The sequence below is a fragment of the Actinomyces oris genome, assembly GCF_006546825.1.
GTDB lineage: Bacteria > Actinomycetota > Actinomycetes > Actinomycetales > Actinomycetaceae > Actinomyces > Actinomyces oris.
In genome coordinates this window covers 381,657-397,309 of sequence record NZ_VICC01000004.1, presented here as the reverse complement: position 1 = coordinate 397,309, position 15,653 = coordinate 381,657, and the positions used below count along the sequence as shown (strand labels likewise).

General features: G+C 70.6%; 14 protein-coding genes. 6 read left to right on the top strand and 8 right to left on the bottom strand.

Features of this window, described 5'->3' with window-relative positions:
• Positions 1–2 precede the first annotated feature (2 nt).
• The 4 genes from FK267_RS06010 to FK267_RS05995 all read right to left on the bottom strand — a co-directional run bounded on the left by FK267_RS06010 (position 3) and on the right by FK267_RS05995 (position 4,485).
• Positions 3–1,070: a Gfo/Idh/MocA family protein gene (locus FK267_RS06010; RefSeq protein WP_003787084.1), complete on the bottom strand. Its 1,068-nt coding sequence runs from the start codon at positions 1,068–1,070 to the stop codon at positions 3–5.
• A 1-nt stretch (position 1,071) separates the two neighbouring features.
• Entirely contained in the window at positions 1,072–2,205 is a 1,134-nt protein-coding gene (locus FK267_RS06005) for a DegT/DnrJ/EryC1/StrS family aminotransferase (RefSeq protein WP_075378546.1), read from the bottom strand.
• Positions 2,205–2,861 carry an acyltransferase gene (locus tag FK267_RS06000; protein WP_075378545.1) on the bottom strand — a complete coding sequence of 219 codons (657 nt, stop codon included), beginning with the start codon at positions 2,859–2,861 and terminating at the stop codon, positions 2,205–2,207. Before FK267_RS06000 ends, FK267_RS06005 begins: the two co-directional genes overlap by 1 nt.
• A 220-nt stretch (positions 2,862–3,081) precedes the next feature.
• Positions 3,082–4,485 (bottom strand): glycosyltransferase, encoded by a 1,404-nt coding sequence (locus tag FK267_RS05995; RefSeq protein WP_232622536.1) that lies wholly within the window; start codon positions 4,483–4,485, stop codon positions 3,082–3,084.
• 253 nt (positions 4,486–4,738) lie between these two features.
• Here FK267_RS05995 and FK267_RS05990 point away from each other — a divergent pair, with 253 nt between their 5' ends.
• Positions 4,739–5,455: a glycosyltransferase family 2 protein gene (locus FK267_RS05990; protein ID WP_075378544.1), complete on the top strand. Its 717-nt coding sequence runs from the start codon at positions 4,739–4,741 to the stop codon at positions 5,453–5,455.
• A 22-nt stretch (positions 5,456–5,477) separates the two neighbouring features.
• The gene (locus FK267_RS05985; RefSeq protein ID WP_075378543.1) at positions 5,478–5,891 is read left to right on the top strand and encodes a DUF2304 domain-containing protein; all 414 of its coding nucleotides are present in this window, start codon (positions 5,478–5,480) and stop codon (positions 5,889–5,891) included.
• 35 nt (positions 5,892–5,926) lie between these two features.
• Here FK267_RS05985 and FK267_RS05980 read toward each other — a convergent pair whose 3' ends face one another.
• Positions 5,927–6,880, bottom strand: coding sequence for a glycosyltransferase (locus FK267_RS05980; RefSeq protein ID WP_232622535.1), 954 nt, complete (start codon positions 6,878–6,880; stop codon positions 5,927–5,929).
• A 119-nt stretch (positions 6,881–6,999) separates the two neighbouring features.
• On the opposite strand from FK267_RS05980, the gene FK267_RS05975 reads away from it, so the two are divergent.
• On the top strand, positions 7,000–8,274 hold the full coding sequence (locus FK267_RS05975) for an LCP family protein (protein ID WP_003787091.1): 1,275 nt from the start codon (positions 7,000–7,002) through the stop codon (positions 8,272–8,274).
• A gap of 15 nt (positions 8,275–8,289) precedes the next feature.
• Positions 8,290–9,786, top strand: coding sequence for an LCP family protein (locus FK267_RS05970; protein ID WP_075378541.1), 1,497 nt, complete (start codon positions 8,290–8,292; stop codon positions 9,784–9,786).
• 84 nt (positions 9,787–9,870) lie between these two features.
• Here FK267_RS05970 and galE read toward each other — a convergent pair whose 3' ends face one another.
• The 3 genes from galE to FK267_RS05955 all read right to left on the bottom strand — a co-directional run bounded on the left by galE (position 9,871) and on the right by FK267_RS05955 (position 13,641).
• Positions 9,871–10,860 (bottom strand): UDP-glucose 4-epimerase GalE, encoded by a 990-nt coding sequence (gene galE / locus FK267_RS05965; RefSeq protein ID WP_075378540.1) that lies wholly within the window; start codon positions 10,858–10,860, stop codon positions 9,871–9,873.
• Positions 10,861–11,719: 859 nt separating this feature from the next.
• Entirely contained in the window at positions 11,720–12,271 is a 552-nt protein-coding gene (gene purE, locus FK267_RS05960) for a 5-(carboxyamino)imidazole ribonucleotide mutase (RefSeq protein WP_075378539.1), read from the bottom strand.
• A 74-nt stretch (positions 12,272–12,345) separates the two neighbouring features.
• Positions 12,346–13,641, bottom strand: a complete 1,296-nt coding sequence (locus tag FK267_RS05955) for a 5-(carboxyamino)imidazole ribonucleotide synthase (protein ID WP_075378538.1) — start codon at positions 13,639–13,641, stop codon at positions 12,346–12,348.
• A gap of 66 nt (positions 13,642–13,707) precedes the next feature.
• Here FK267_RS05955 and FK267_RS05950 point away from each other — a divergent pair, with 66 nt between their 5' ends.
• Together FK267_RS05950 and FK267_RS05945 are read left to right on the top strand one after the other, a co-directional pair.
• The gene (locus FK267_RS05950; protein WP_075378605.1) at positions 13,708–14,979 is read left to right on the top strand and encodes a hypothetical protein; all 1,272 of its coding nucleotides are present in this window, start codon (positions 13,708–13,710) and stop codon (positions 14,977–14,979) included.
• A 40-nt stretch (positions 14,980–15,019) separates the two neighbouring features.
• Positions 15,020–15,580 carry a GtrA family protein gene (locus FK267_RS05945; protein ID WP_075378537.1) on the top strand — a complete coding sequence of 187 codons (561 nt, stop codon included), beginning with the start codon at positions 15,020–15,022 and terminating at the stop codon, positions 15,578–15,580.
• The last annotated feature ends 73 nt before the right edge of the window (positions 15,581–15,653 follow it).

The window sequence follows — 15,653 nt, the reverse complement described above, 5'->3', positions numbered from 1 at the left end:
GTTCAGAGCGCGACCGTCCGGTTCTCGCTCGCCGAGGTCAGGACCGCCTCGACGACGTCGAGCGTGGCCACGCCCTCGGCCATGGTGACGTGGCGCTGGGCCACGCCGCGCACGGCGTCGCGGAAGTTCTCCTGCTCCAGGGCCAGCGGCTCGCGCTTGGGGATCGCGTAGCGGATGACGTCGCCTTCGCTGACGCCCCGGAAGGCGGCGACCTGGTCCCAGGTGGAGGCCACGGTGCCGTTGGCGTGGAAGGTGAGGTCCCCGGTGAGGGTGTCCGCCACGAAGGCGCCCTTCTCGCCGGTGACGATCGTGACGCGCTCTTTGAAGGGGGTGAGCCAGTTGACCTGGTGGCTGACGACGATGCCGCCCTCCAGCAGGCCGGTGGCCACCATCATGTCCTCGTTCTGGCGGCCGGAGCGGTGCGTGACCTGCGCGGCCACGGAGGTGTAGCGGGCGCCGGCAACCCAGGCGGTCAGGTCGATGTCGTGGGTGGCCAGGTCCTTGACGACCCCGACATCGCTGATGCGGGCCGGGAAGGGGCCCTGGCGGCGGGTGAGGACCTGGTAGACCTCACCGAGCTCACCGGCGTCGAGGCGCTCGCGCAGGGCCCGCAGGGCCGGGTTGCAGCGCTCCACGTAGCCGACGGCACCCACCAGGCCCCGCTCCGCGAAGGCGGCGGCCACGCGGCGGCCCGCGGCGGCGTCGTGGGCGATGGGCTTCTCCACCATGGTGTGCACGCCCGCCTCGGCCAGGGCCAGGGCGACGTCCTCGTGGTAGACGGTGGGGACGGCCACCATGGCGGCATCGAGCCCGGCGTCGACGAGGGCGTGGACATCGGGCAGGACCGGCAGCTCGCCGGCCACGCCGAAGCGGTCGCCGCCGGGGTCGGCCACGGCCACGAGCTCCATGCCCTCAGTGGCGCGGATGACCCGGGCGTGGTGGCGTCCCATGGAGCCCAGGCCGATGAGGCCCACGCGCAGCGGGTTGTCCGCCGTGCCCTTGTCGGTGAGGTGGTGGACCTCGGGCAGCGCAGTGGTGGCCTGCCCGTCGAGAGCGACGTTCTCACCCATGTCAGGCACCTGCCTTGACGGTGGCGGCCACGGCCTGGCCGATGCGCTCCAGGTCCGCATCGCTCAGGGAGGGGTGGACCGGCAGGGAGAGGCACTCGCGGGCGGCCTTCTCGGTTCCGGGCAGCTCGAGGCCCTCGGCGTAGTGGGCCAGGGAGGCCAGGCGGTGGTTGGGGATCGGGTAGTAGACGCCGCTGCCGACCTGCCACTCCTCGCGCAGGGCGGCCTGGACGGCATCGCGCTCGGCGCCCGTGGCGCCCTCGAGGCGGATCGTGTACTGGTGGTAGACGTGCGTGTAGCCCTCGGGAACGAAGGGGGTGACGACGCCGTCGACGCCCGCCAGCAGCTCGTTGAGGCGCGCGGCGTTGGCCTGGCGGGCAGCGGTCCAGCCGGCCAGCTTGGTCAGCTGGACGCGGCCGACGGCGGCGGCCACGTCCGTCATGCGGTTGTTGAGGCCCACCAGCTCGTTGGCGTACTGCTGCTCCATGCCCTGGTTGCGGATGAGGCGGCAGCGGCGGGCCAGCTCGGCGTCGGCCGTGGTAATCATGCCGCCCTCGAGGCTGGTCATGTTCTTGGTGGGGTAGAAGGAGAAGGAGCCCCAGGCCCCGAAGGTGCCCACGGGCTTGCCCTCGATGGCGGCGCCGTGCGCCTGGGCGCAGTCCTCGAAGACGGCCAGGCCGTGACGCTCGGCGATGGCGAGGATCTCCGGCATGTTGGCGGGCAGACCGTAGAGGTGGACCACCTCGATGGCCGCCGTGCGCTCGGTGATGGAGGCCTCGACGCTGGCGGGGTCGAGGTTGAAGGTCACCGGGTCGATGTCGGCGAAGACCGGCACGGCACCACTGATGGCCACCGAGTTGCCGGTGGCGGCGAAGGTGAAGGAGGGGACGATGACCTCCGGGGCCCCGCCGGCGCGCTCCTGGAGCTCAGTGGCCAGGGTGGCCACGTGCTGGGCCGAGGTGCCGGAGTTGACGGCCACGCAGTGGACACCGTCGACGACCTGGGAGGAGAACTCCTCCTCGAAGGCCTTGACCTGGGGCCCCTGAACGACCATGCCCGAGGTGAGGACGGCGTCGACGGCGTCGCGCTCCTCCTGCCCGATGATCGGCTTGGCTGCTGGGATGAACTCGCGTGACATCAGTGGGTGACCTCTCGGATGGTGGTGGATTCGGAGCTGGACTGCGAGCCGGACCCGGCAGCGGGCTCGGCAACGAACTGCTCGTACAGGGTCCCGGTGACGGGGCAGCGCCAGCGCGGGGCGCCGTCGGGGCCGGGGTCGGAGGGAGTAAGGGGCTCACCGGCGCGCCCGACCCAGCCGATGCGGCGGGCGGGGACCCCGGCGACCAGCGCGTGGGCGGGAACGTCCTTGGTGACCACGGCGCCGGCGGCCACCGTGGCCCAGGCCCCGATACGCACCGGAGCCACGCACACGGCGCGGGCGCCGATCGACGCGCCCTCCTCGATGGTGACTCCCACGGGCTCCCAGTCGGCGGCCGACTTGAGCGAGCCGTCGGGGTTGACGGCCCGGGGGAAGTGGTCGTTGGTCAGCGTGACCGCCGGGCCGATGAAGACCCCGTCGGCCAGGCGGGCCGGCTCGTAGACGAGGGCGTAGTTCTGCACCTTGCAGTTGTCCCCCATGACGACGCCCTCACCGATGTAGGCGCCGCGCCCCACGATGCAGTCCCGTCCGAGGACGGCGTGCTCACGGACCTGTGCGAGGTGCCAGATGCTGGTGCCCTCTCCGAGCACGGCTTCCTCGGAGACATCGGCGGACGGGGCGATGCGGGTGGCCACGGCGACTCCTGTGCGGGCGGCTCGCACCGCCCTGACGATCGAATGAGTCCGGGCAGCCTGGTGGCTGCCGGAAGCCGTGCCGCTCCGGTCGCCGGAGGCGGCGGCGCTGCACGACCGGCCCCATCCTAGGGGACTGACCCCCGCGAGACGACATCGCCGGCGCCTCTCCTCTGCGACGCCGCTGAGAAGAGGCGGAGGAAGACGGTCCCGGCAGATGACCTCAGCCCTCCAGGGCCACCAGGCCGTCGACGAACTCCCGGTACTGACGCTGCGCGTCCGACATCCTCGCCCAGGTGGCGTGGGCCTGCGCACTCATGGCTGCGTACTGGGCGTCGCTGAGGTCCATCACGGACTCGACGGCGTCGGCCACCTGCGCGGCGGTGACCTCCACCGGGACGAGCCGGCCGTTCTCGCCGTCGTGGACGATCTCGCCGGTCCCACCGGCGGCAGTGGCCACGACCGGCATACCCGCCGCCTGGGCCTCCATGACGGCCACCGGGACACCCTCACCGTCGGAGCAGTTGAGGAAGCAGGCGAAGTCGGTGGCGGCATAGAGCTCGCGCACCTCGCGGTTGGTCAGGTGCCCGGTGAAGGTCACCGGGGTCGAGTCGATCAGCTCCTCGGCCCGGGCGCGCATGGCGGCCAGACGATCGGCGTCGTTCTCGCCGATGTGGGTCCAGGAGACTCTCCGACCGCGTCGCTCCAGCTCGGCGACGGCCTCCACGATGAGGTGGACCCGCTTGTAGGGGGCCATGTGCGAGCAGGAGACCAGCTGGAAGGGCTCAGTCCGGTGACGCTCGTGGCGCGGAGCGGGCGGCACCCCCAGCCGGCGCACCTCGATGTTCCGGGCCTCGGGAAAGCGCCGGTGCAGGAAGGAGGCCGCGTAGTCCGAGATCGGATAGACCCGGTCCACGGCCCGCATGACGAAGGCGCGTGAGGGGATGTAGCCGCGGGGGGCGTCGGCCTCGTCAACGTCGTAGGCATGCGCTCGCGAGACCACCGTCACCGGGCGCCTTTTCAGCTCCCGACGCCGCAGCATGCCGCCCAGTGCTGCCCCGGTGAAGAACCAGTACGAGTAGATGGTCAGGTGCCCTGTCCCCTCCAGCCCCAGGCTCGGCAGGAGCCGACGCATTCGTCCGTACGCGCTCAGGGCGATCGCCGCGAAGCGCACATCCATGCCGAAGCGGCCGAAGCTCTTCCACACCGGGGTCTCCACCATGCGCTCGCGGCCCAGCAGAATCTGCGGGGCGCGCAGGAGGGCCTGGAGGCGCCAGTCGGCCAGCCGCGAGGCGGGCAGCAGGGCGCAGCGGGCATTGGCCGGCAGGCCGCGGGTCTGACGGGCCCCCTGGCTCAGGCGCATCGGGACGATGACGACCTCGTCGTATGCGGCGCACAGGGTCTCGATCTCCTGCTCGAGGAACTCCTCCCCCACCTCATAGGGGAAGGCGTCGGTGAGCAGGAGCAGACTGCGCCGGCCCACCGCCCCAGCACCCCTCGGGGACGCGGTCGCCGCATCCGCACGGCCGGACGCGCGGCCGGTGCCACCGGCACCATGAGCGCCGTCACTCCCCTCCCGGGTGGAACCCGGAGGGACATCGGCGGACGGGGCGATGCTGGTGGCCACGGCGACTCCTGTGCGGACGGCTCGCACCGCCCTGACGATCGAATGAGTCCGGGCAGCCTGGTGGCTGCCGGAAGCCGTGCCGCTCCGGTCGCCGGAGGCGGCGGGCACTGCACGACCGGCCCCATCCTAGGGGACCCACCCCCGCCAGACGCCGCCCGGGCACGCCCCGAAGGAGACCTACCCCACCAAGGCCGACCGCCCCCGCCTCCCGCAAGAGGGCTGGCGCCCTCTGTTCGCGTGCAAGAATGCGGTGGTGACTACCTCCACCGCATCGCAGACCGGGGCGCCCACCCCGGCGCTCCCGGTCACCGACACCTGGCTCGTCATTCCCCTGTACAACGAGGCGACCGTCGTGCGCGAGGTCATCTCCCAGGCCCGCACAGTCTTCCCCCATGTCGTTGTCGTCGACGACGGCTCCAAGGACGCCTCTGCCCGGGAGGCCGCCGCCGCGGGGGCCGTAGTCGTGCGCCACCCGATCAACCTCGGCCAGGGCGCAGCGCTGCAGACGGGCTTCTCCTACGTGCTGGAGAAGACCAATGCCGACTACGTCGTCACCTTCGACGCCGACGGCCAGCACTCCACCGCGGACGCCGCCGCCATGGTGGCCGCGGCGCGAGCTGAGAATCTCGCCGTCGTCCTCGGCTCGCGCTTCCTCGAGGGCCCCTCCCCGGTGGGGTGGCTCAAGCGGATCGTCCTGCGCACGGCGGCGGCCGTCAGCTCGCACACCTCCGGCATGCGCCTGACCGACGCCCACAACGGCCTGCGGGTGCTCCGCCGCGACGTCCTGGCGCAGCTCGACCTCAGGCAGAACCGGATGGCGCACGCAAGCGAGATCATTCGCCAGATCGGCGCCACCGGCATGCCCTGGCGCGAGTTCCCGGTGCACATCGTCTACACCGACTACTCCCGCGCCAAGGGCCAGTCCCTGTGGAACTCGGTCAACATCCTGGTCGACCTGCTCTTCTCCTGAGCCCGCACGGAAGGCACAGCCCATGATTCATCAGTTCGCCACCCGGGTCACGCCGATCACGAACCACCAGTTCTACATCCAGGCCGCCCTGATCCTGGCCGTGATCGCCGTCGGCTGGATGATGCTGCGCACCCCCGGCGGGGCCCGCCACATGGCCGCCCGCAGGCTGGTCACCCTGGCCTTCGTGGCCTTCGCCGTCTTCAACATCACCTTCCCCTGGGTGATGAGCTCGATCGCGCACCGGATGGGAGTCGGGCGAGGAACTGACTTCCTGCTCTACTCCCTGGTCATCGCCTTCCTGGCGCAGATCCTCTCCTCCTTCAGGCGCAACAGCGCCAGGGAGCGGCAGATCACTCACCTGGCTCGCCGCATCGCCCTGGACAACGCCCCCGAGCCCCCTGCCGGCGCGCGGCTCACCGCTGAGACCGACGACTGACCCCGAGGCTCCCGGAGAGCAGCGGGCACTCCCCCTCAGTGCCTGGAGGCGCGGACCTCGAGCTCCTCACGCAGGCGCAGCCCGCCGCTGAGCAGCCAGCGCACCGGCGCCTGCCACGGGGCGTCGTAGACGCCGTTGAGGTAGTGGCGGGCGGAGGCGTGGTGCGCCCGGATCATCTTCTCGGGGCGGGCCTTCCAGCTGGCCCCCTGCTCGTGGACGACGACGGAGTCCGACACTTGCACGTTGAGCCAGCCGGCCCGTCCGACCCGCTCCCCTAAGTCCACGTCCTCGAAGAACATGAAGTAGTCGTCGTCGAAGCCCTCCAGGCGCCTCCAGGCGGCGGCGGGCAGCAGTAGGCAGGCCCCCGAGAGCCAGCCCACCGTCCGCGACCCGCCCGAGCCGCCCTGATCGGCGGTGTGATACGCGGCGGAGAAGGGGTTGGCCGGCCAAATCCGGCCCAGGACGGCGTGCCCGGCACCCTTGACTAAGGAGGGCAGGGCGCGCCCGGAGGGGTAGACGGTGCCGTCGGGGTTGAGCAGGAGGGGCCCCAGGCAGCCGGCCGCCGGGTTGGCCAGGCCCGCATCAATGAGGACGTCGAGACTCCCGGGCCTCCAGACGAGATCGGGGTTGGCCACCACGATCCAGTCCTCCTCCAGATCCGCGGCCGCCAGGTTGGCGCCCGCCCCGTAACCGAGGTTGGTGGCGTCCCCGACGACGCGCGCCCCGTGCCGCTGAGCAGCAGCAGTGACGACGTCGTGCTCGGTGCCGTTGTCCGCGATGACGACGACGAGCCTGCGCGCCGTCGCCGTGGCCAAGGAGGCCAGGAAGCGCTCCAGCTCCTCACCTGGGTTGAAGGCGACCGTCACCACTCGCACGCTCTGCTCGTCAGGTGCGAGGGCCCGAACCTCCGAGCACTCCCCTACCTGATCCGGAGCACTGACGGGAGCGGCCGAGGCACTGGTCGACGTGGGTTTGGCAACACTGGTCACGGACAGAGCCTAGCCCCGTTACCCGTGTGAGGGGCTTCACCCAGCATTGGGTAAATCTCATGTAACAGGTGTAGGCAGACCCATATGGTTTAGCAGTCTCGTTCCCTATGATCGCTTCCGTGCCTCAGTTCAGTAAGCCGAATGCGCGACACTCCTCCAAGGAACTCGGACGCCGCCTGGCCAGGCGAGTGGGACTCAGCCTGCTCGCGGTGACGATCTTCGTCGTCTCCGCCGCGGGCTTCGCGTGGCACAACATCCAGTCGCGGATCGCCTGGTTCAACATCGACAGCCTCCTGACCGAGGAGGACCGGCCCGGCACGAAGCCGCCGGACAGCTACGAGGGCCGAGCCGTCAACCTCCTGATCCTGGGCACCGACTCGCGCGCGGGGAAAAACAACGTCGACGGTTCGCAGGGCGACGACGAGGTCTCCGTGGCCCGCTCCGACACGGCGCTGGTCATGCACATCTCGGCTGATCGCTCGCGCGTCGACGCCGTGTCCATCCCCCGCGACACCCTGGTCGACATCCCCGAGTGCACGACCCTCGACGGCGGGAAGACCGACGCCAGCGAGGACGCACCGTTCAACTCCGCCTTCGCCAACGGAGCCGGCAGCAGCAGCGACGACAAGAAGGCCGTTGCCTCCGGAGCCGCCTGCACCCTCAAGACCGTGGAGAAGCTGACGCACGTGCGTATCGACGACTTCGTCGTCGTCGACTTCTCAGGCCTGTCCAAGGTGGTCGACTCCCTCGGCGGCGTCCACGTGCAGGTCGATGAGGCCATTGACGACTCCGAGTACACCGGTTTCAAGCTCGATGAGGGCTGCCAGAAGCTGAACGGCGAGAACGCCCTGCAGTACGCCCGCGTCCGGCACGGGGTGAGTGACGGCTCGGATCTCTCCCGTATCACCCGTCAGCAGAACCTCATGCGGGCCATGGCCTCCAAGGCGCTGTCCTCCAGCCTCCTGACGCAGTCCGGCTTCCTGACCTCCACCCTGGAGACCCTCACCACGTCCGAGCGCATCGGTCAGATCGGCAACCTGTCGGGCCTGGCCTACTCCATCCAGGGTGTGGGCGTCGACAAGATCAACTTCGTCACCATGCCGAACCAGCCCGCAGACAACCCGAACCAGGTGGTCCCCGCCGAGGGCGCCAAGAAGGTCTGGAAGGCCCTCGAGGACGACAAGCCCATCCCCTCCGACACCTCGGCCCCCGCCTCGTCGGACTCGAGCGCCACCGCGGACGGCTCCACCTCGGAGAGCACTGACGACTCCTCGGAGTCCTCCGAGCCCTCCCAGCCCACCCCGACGCCGGCTCCGGCCACCCAGGCCCCCAAGACGAGCACCCCCCAGCAGCAACCCGCCGCGAAGCCGACCACCCCTGCCTGCCCCGCCTGAGGCAGAATCAGTGGTGTGATTCCGACAGACGACTCACTACCGCCCTCAATCACCCCCGGCTCCAGCGGAGGCAGGCCTCAACGCAGGCAGCGTCCCATCGATGCTGTCAACCAGCGCAGCCGCGAGCGCGGGGAGGCATCCGGCGGCGAGGCAGTCGCCCAACCCACTGACGTTGCCGGCGGCGCCCCGCGCCGCCCGTCATCAACCGCCGCTCGCAACCCCCAACGGCACTCGGTCCTGGGCCGTCAGGACGGCGACCAGCCGGCCTCGGCTCAGCCCGCCTCTACGCGCAGAGGACAGCAGCCGTCCTCGGTCCAGCCCCGTCGTCCCTCCGCCCCGTCTCAACGGGGCAGCCACGCCCGGGCCGGGTCGAGTGCGATCCCCCTGGAAACGGACACCGACGGAGGCAGCGGCGCAGCCGGGCCGGAGCGCACGCAGGCCTTGCCCGTGCGGCGCGGCACCTACCCCGTGGGCTCCGCGGGCCGGCAGTCGCCGCAGGAGCCCGCTGCGGGTGGACCCTCACTCACGCCCCAGCGGCCGCAGCGGCCGAAGCGCGCTCGTCCCAGGTGGCGCCGGATCGTGGGCTGGACGGTCGTCGTCATCGTTGTCGCCCTGGCTCTCATCGCAGCGCGGGTCGCCTGGCTGTGGAACGACGTCTCCTCCCAGCTCCATCGCGTCGACGCCTTGTCCGGGGCGGCGGACACTCCGGGCGAGACCTGGCTCATCGTGGGTTCGGACGCGCGCGGAGGTGCTGTCCAGGACGAGACCGAGGGGGCTCGTGCCGACTCCGTCATGCTGCTGCACAAGGCGGAGAACGGACAGACGAGCCTGACCTCCTTGCCGCGTGACACCTTCGTGGACATTCCCGAGTACGGGGAGAACAAGATCAACGCCGCCTACTCCTTCGGCGGCCCCAAGCTGCTGGTCCAGACCGTGGAGAAGCTCTCCGGGCTGACCGTGGACCACTATGTGGAGGTCGGCATGACCGGGGTATCCCAGATGGTCGACGCCGTCGGCGGGGTCAACGTCTGCCTGGACTACGACGTCGCCGATGAGGACTCCGGTCTGGTCTGGGACACCTCTCAGGGCACGTGTCAGACGGTGGACGGGACGAAGGCGCTGGCCTACTCCCGGATGCGAAAGTCGGACCCGACCGGTGACGTGGGTCGCGGTCAGCGCCAGCGCGCCGTCATTTCCGCAGTGGTCTCCAAGGCGGCAGCGCCGTCCACCGCCTTCTCCTTCTCCCGGCAGGACGCGCTGGTCGACGCCGGTACGAACGCGCTCACGGTGGATCGCAGCGCCGGCACCATGAGCATCGCCCAGATGGTGCTGGCCTTCCGCTCCGCCTCCGATGGCGGCCTGACCGGGGCCCCGCCCATTGAGGATCCCGCCTACTCCCCCGAGGACGCCGAGATCGGCGAAACGGTGCTGCTGCGGGACACGACCGCACCGGACTTCTTCTCGAAGCTGCGCGACGGGAAGCTGACGGCGGCGGACTTCAACCAGTCCTGACGCTCAGTCACCGAAGACGAACACGTGCGGGCCGGTTCCCCGGGAGAGGGGGAACCGGCCCGCACGTCGTGGTGTTGGGACCGCTCAGCCGAAGTGGGGCCGGTTGGGGTCGGCCTGCCAGGAGGTGTAGGAGGAGGCGACGATGTCGTCCAGGTCGTGCTCGGCCTTCCATCCCAGGACCTCGCCGATGCGGGTTGCGTTGCCGATGAGCTGGGGCGGGTCGCCGGCGCGGCGGGCGAGCTCCTCGGGTTCCAGGTCCAGGCCCGTGGAGGCGATGACCTTGGAGACGACCTCCCGCACCGAGGCGCCCTGGCCGGTGCCGACGTTGAAGACGTGCTCGGCCATCTCCTGGCCGCCGGCCAGGTAGTCCAGGGCGGCGATGTGGGCGACGGCCAGGTCCTTGACGTGGATGTAGTCGCGCACGCAGGTGCCGTCGGGGGTGGGGTAGTCAGTGCCGAAGATCTTGGGGGTCTCGCCCTTGGCGAGGCGGTCGAGGACCATGGGGATGAGGTTGAGGGTGGCCATGTCGCCCAGGTCGTCCCAGCCGGCTCCGGCGACGTTGAAGTAGCGCAGGCCCGCCCAGCGCAGTCCCCAGGCCTTCTCGGCGTCGGCCATCATCCACTCCCCGATGAGCTTGGTCTCTCCGTAGGGGTTGATGGGGCGGCAGTCGATGTCCTCGGGAACGACCTCCACCGGGGGCATGCCGTAGACGGCGGCCGAGGAGGAGAAGATCATCTGCTTGACGCCGGCGGTCTCCATGGCCAGCAGCATGTTGGCCAGGCCGCCGACGTTCTGCTGGTAGTACCAGGCGGGGCGCTCGACGGACTCGCCCACCTGCTTGCGGGCGGCGAAGTGGATGACGGCGGTGACGCCGTGCGAGTCCATGACCTCGGCGAGGGTCTGGGGGGCCTGGCCGCTGGCGACGTCGAGCTCGACGAGGGAGGCCCCCTTGACTCGCTCCGGCGTCCCGTAGGACAGATCATCGACGACGACGACCTCCTCCCCGCGCTCGAGGAGAAGTCGGACCACGTGCGCGCCGATGTAGCCGGCGCCTCCAGCAACGAGAATGCTCATGCCCCCAGTCTACCCACACTCGCTCAGAAACGAACAGAAACGAACGCGAGATCCACGAGTCGTCTCCCCGTCATTCACGAGTTCGTATCCTCAGGCTCGAGGTCGCACCTTGGGGTACTGTGTTGTCTCCTCACTTCTGAGACATCTGAGTGTCATGACTTCTGAGACACCCGCTCGGGCGGGAACCCGGGGCAGGCTGGTGGCCCAGGGGGCGAGGGTGAGGACGAAGGGAAGAGGTCTGGTGGGGCGTCGGTGTCCACAGCGCTGACATTAACCCCTAATCGGGACTGCTCGCCGAGGAAAAACCGCAGAATTCCAACGATCTCCGCTGGGTGATTCGCCGGCAGGCTCGGTAATGTCAGCGCTGTGGACACCGGGCCGCGCAGGAGTGAGTCAGGGGTTCCTACGGCACAGCCCGACGCCTCCGTCACAGGTCCACCCCCACCGCTCCCTGCCCGCTGTCTACACAGGGTCCCGGTGGTCATGGTTCGACGCCGGCTCCGCCCCGAGTCTGCCCGAGTCGGCCTGCTCCACGAGGGTCGGGATCCACTGACCAAGGGTTGTGCGTACTGCACGAAGGCCCCACCTACCCGAAGTGCACCCGACCCTCCTCCAGTAGCACCCCACCCTCGTGCAGTGCATCCAGACGACGCCGGAAGCCACCACAGTGACCAGGGCAGCCCCTCCGACAGGCCGAATCAGCAGCTCTCCCAACCGGCAGACCCACCCCCGACCGGTGTCTTGAGATGTCATGACATCCGAAACTCTCAGAAGCCATGAGACAACACAGCACCTTGGGGTACGTCCTTGAGCCCTACCCTACGAACACGATCGCCGGCGCCCTCTCCGCAACACGATCTCAGCGACTCAGCCGCTCGCGCAGGGCGGCGCCCTTGGCGTGGGCGACCTCGCTGAGGTCCGTCTGGAAGGCCCGCATGGCAGCGCCCAGGCGAGCGGCCTCCGGTCCTTGACCGGAGGCGAGGATACGCACCGCCAGCAGCCCGGCATTGCGGGCCCCGCCGATGGAGACGGTGGCCACCGGGACCCCGGCGGGCATCTGCACGATGGACAACAGGGAGTCCATGCCGTCGAGGTATTTCAGCGGCACCGGCACCCCGATCACCGGCAGCTCGGTGACGGCCGCCAGCATCCCGGGCAGGTGGGCCGCTCCCCCGGCGCCGGCGATGATGACGCGCAGCCCCCGCTCAGCAGCGGCGCGCCCGTAGTCGATCATTTCGGTGGGCATGCGGTGGGCGGAGACGACGTCGGCCTCATAGGCCACCTTGAACTCGTCGAGGACCTCGGCGGCGGCCCCCATGACCGGCCAGTCCGAGTCCGACCCCATGACGATGCCGACCACCGGCCGCCCCGCGTTCTGCGTGCCCGTCGTCGTTGCGCTGACCTCGTTCATCAACGTCCTCCCTGTCTTCGGTGTCCTGCCGTGTTCTGTCGTGTCCTGCGTGCTGCGGTCTGGATGCGTCCGGCTCAGGCGTCACCGCGCAGGATGGCGACGGCCCCGCGCGCCTGCTCGACGACGTCGGCGACCTCCTGGTCCGGACCGACCGTCATGGTGACGTGCCCGAGCTTGCGGCCCGCTCGCCACTGCTTGCCGTAGAGGTGGATGCGGGCCTCGGGATGAGCGGCCATGGCCCGGGCCAGGGAATCGGGCCCCGGCTCGCGCCGGCCGCCGATGAGGTTGACCATGACGGTGGTGGGCGCCGTGGCCTCCGTGGCGCCCAGCGGCAGGTCGAGAACCGCCCGCAGGTGCTGGGCGAACTGGCTGGTGACGGCCCCGTCCTGGGTCCAGTGACCGGAGTTGTGGGGGCGCATCGCCAGCTCGTTGACGTACAGGCGCGTGGGCTCCCCGAAGGTCTCCACGGCGAAGAGCTCGACGGCGAGCACCCCGGTCACCCCGGCGTGCTCGGCGACCGTGCGGCCGATGAGCTCGGCCTCCTCGACGGCGGTCGAGTCGAGACCTGGTGCCGGCGCCAGGACCTCAGCGCACATGCCGTCCTCCTGGACCGTCTGGGCCACCGGCCACACCGACACCTGCCCGCTGGGGGTGCGGGCCAGCAGGACAGCGAGCTCGCGAGTGAAGGGGATCGCCTGCTCCACCAGGAGACTGGTCACCGCTGCTCCTCCGAGGCTGCCTCCCCCGCCGGCCCCGCGGCCGTCGCCCTGGCCAGCTCGGGCGCGCGCCACCGAGGCGATCCACTCGGCCGCCTCGCCCTGGCGCAGGGACTCGGCGCTGCGCACCAGCAGCACCCCGTGGCCGTCATAGCCTCCACGCGGCGTCTTGAGGACCACTGGCCAGCCGTGCTCGACGGCGAAGGCCTCAATGGCGTCGACCATCTGCTCGGCGCTCTCCTGCTGCGGCCCGCCGATCTCCGCCCAGGCGGGCTGCGGGAGCCCGGCCCCGCTCATCTTCCTCCGCATGGCGAGCTTGTCGCGGGCCAGGGTCAGGGCCTGCGGGGTGGGCTGGACACTGACCCCCTCGGCCTGGAGCCTCTCCAGGAGGGCCGAGTCCTGGTGCTCGTGCTCGAAGGTGAGGACCGAGGCCGGCCCACCTGCGGGCCTGTCACTACCGTCCCCGGTGACGACGGCGCGTACGGCAGCCTCGTCGTCGGCGGCTCCGACGGGGGCGTCCGGGGTCACCTGTCCGGTGGACCCGTCCGCGGCCTCCACCAGCGCCCTGAGGTGAATCCCCAGAGCACTGGCCTCCTCCTGCATCATGCGGGCCAGCTGCCCGCCTCCGATCACGGCGACGATGGGTGCGCTCACGCCCCAAGGCTACCCGCATGTCGCTCATCCTCACCGCGCACAGGTCCAGACCGTAGGGTGGGGGCCGTGACCCCACCCGTCTCAGAGTCCTCCGCGTCCTCCAGCGCCCGGCATGCCCCGCCATCATCTTCGACGCACGGCTCCGCCTCGGGGCCGCACCACTGGCTCCAGGTCCTGGCGGTCTGGGCCGCAGCGAGCGCCGTGTCCCTCCTCATCCTGCGGCTGGGCGCCCAGGACACGCCCGCCACCCCGTGGGCCGGGGCCGCACCGTCCTGGGAGGAGCACCTGCGCTTCTGGGACTCGGGCTGGTACAACCGGATCGTCGAGGAGGGCTACCCGGAGCGGCTGCCCGTGGGCGGCGACGGACGGGTGGCCCAGAACACCTGGGCGTTCATGCCGCTACTGAGCGCCGCGGCCTCCCTGCTGGGCTGGACCGGCTGGTCCTTCTACGTGCGCGCCGCCCTCGTATCGGTCCTGGCCTCGGCGGCGGCAGCGGTCGTCATGGACCGCTGGCTCTCACCGGTGGCGGGCAGGCGGGCCTCCCTGTGGGCGGTGGCCCTGGTCTGGTCCTCGCCGTGCGCCGCGGTCCTCCAGGTCCCCTACGCCGAGTCCCTGGGGCTGGTGCTGGTGGGTCTGACGCTGTGGCTGGCGAGCCGCGGGCGGTCACTGACGGCGATTCCCCTGGCGCTGGCGGCCTGCTTCGCCCGCCCCATCGGTGTCCCGCTGGGGGCGGCGCTGGGGCTGTGGTGGGCCTGGGAGGTGGCCTGCGACCGCGGCTGGGTCCCGCCCACCTGGTTCGCGCGTCTGGTGCCCGGCCACGCCCCGCAGGCGCCAGGCGCACGCCTGCGACTGTTGGTGCTGGCCCTGCTCACCTGCTCGGCGGCCCTGAGCTGGCCGGTCATCGCCTGGCTGGTCACGGGCCGACAGGACGCCTACACCGCCACCGAGACCTCCTGGCGTGGGGCGGACCTGGCGCCCGTCGTGCAGTGGGCGATCCGCCTGGGCGACTGGGTGGGCCCGCACCTGGGTCCGGCCCTGCTGGCCGTTGTGCTGGTCGCGGTGGGCCTGCTCCTGAGCGCCCCGAGCCTGCGGGCCCTGGGGCCCGCAGCCTGGTTCTGGTGCCTGGGTTACCTGCTCTACCTCCTGGTCTTCTTCGATCCGACGACGTCGGTGCTGCGTCTCCTGCTACCCCTGGCCCCGGCGGGCTGGGCGCTGGCCGCGGCGGCCGGCACCACCCGCCGGCAACTGACCCTGCTGGCGGCCTGCGTCACCGGCCAGCTGCTGTGGGTCTCGTGGGTGTGGGACCTGGGCAGCGTCAGTGTTCACTGGGTGCCGTGAGCGGCCCCGGCTTGCGTGACCTGACTGTGATCGACATAGGATGCCCGCCATGACGCGCTCCTCCGGCAACTCCTTGACCCAGAGGCTCATCGCACTCGTCAAGGAGTTCATGCAGTTCGGCATGGTGGGCGCCGCGGCCTACGTGATCGACGTCGGCCTGTTCAACCTGCTCCAGCACGGCCCCACCGGTGTCCTCTCCGGTCACCCCAACTCCGCCCAGCTGCTGGCCTCCTCGACCGCGACCGTCTTCTCGTGGATCGCGAACCGCTACTGGACCTACCGGGGTCGCACCCAGAAGAACGTCGCCCGCGAGGCCACACTGTTCGTCCTGGCCAACCTGGGCGGCATCGCCATCACACAGTTCTGCCTGCTGTTCACCCACCACGTCCTGGGGCTGACCTCCCCGCTGGCGGACAACGTCGCCGCCTACGTCGTCGGTTTCGGCCTGGGGACAGCATTCCGCTTCGTCTTCTACCACTACATCGTCTTCACCGGGCACAAGGACCACTCCCCCGACGACGACACCGACAGCACCGACACCCAGGGGCAGGCAGGCGGCGAGGCCGTGTCTTCGGCCGTTCCCGTCTCAACTCGCCCCTGAGGCCCAACAAGACCGGCCCGGTTGGCAGCGGCCTGAGGGGTGCCCGATGCCACAGCCCCGAGGGGATCACTCT

Excerpts from the sequence above, each read along its gene's own strand:
- FK267_RS06010 (WP_003787084.1), bottom strand. The coding sequence starts at position 1,070 with ATGGGTGAGAACGTCGCTCTCGACGGGCAGGCCACCACTGCGCTGCCC.
- FK267_RS05945 (WP_075378537.1), top strand. The coding sequence starts at position 15,020 with ATGCCCGCCATGACGCGCTCCTCCGGCAACTCCTTGACCCAGAGGCTC.
- FK267_RS05985 (WP_075378543.1), top strand. The coding sequence starts at position 5,478 with ATGATTCATCAGTTCGCCACCCGGGTCACGCCGATCACGAACCACCAG.
- FK267_RS06005 (WP_075378546.1), bottom strand. The coding sequence starts at position 2,205 with ATGTCACGCGAGTTCATCCCAGCAGCCAAGCCGATCATCGGGCAGGAG.
- purE (WP_075378539.1), bottom strand. The coding sequence starts at position 12,271 with ATGAACGAGGTCAGCGCAACGACGACGGGCACGCAGAACGCGGGGCGG.
- galE (WP_075378540.1), bottom strand. The coding sequence starts at position 10,860 with ATGAGCATTCTCGTTGCTGGAGGCGCCGGCTACATCGGCGCGCACGTG.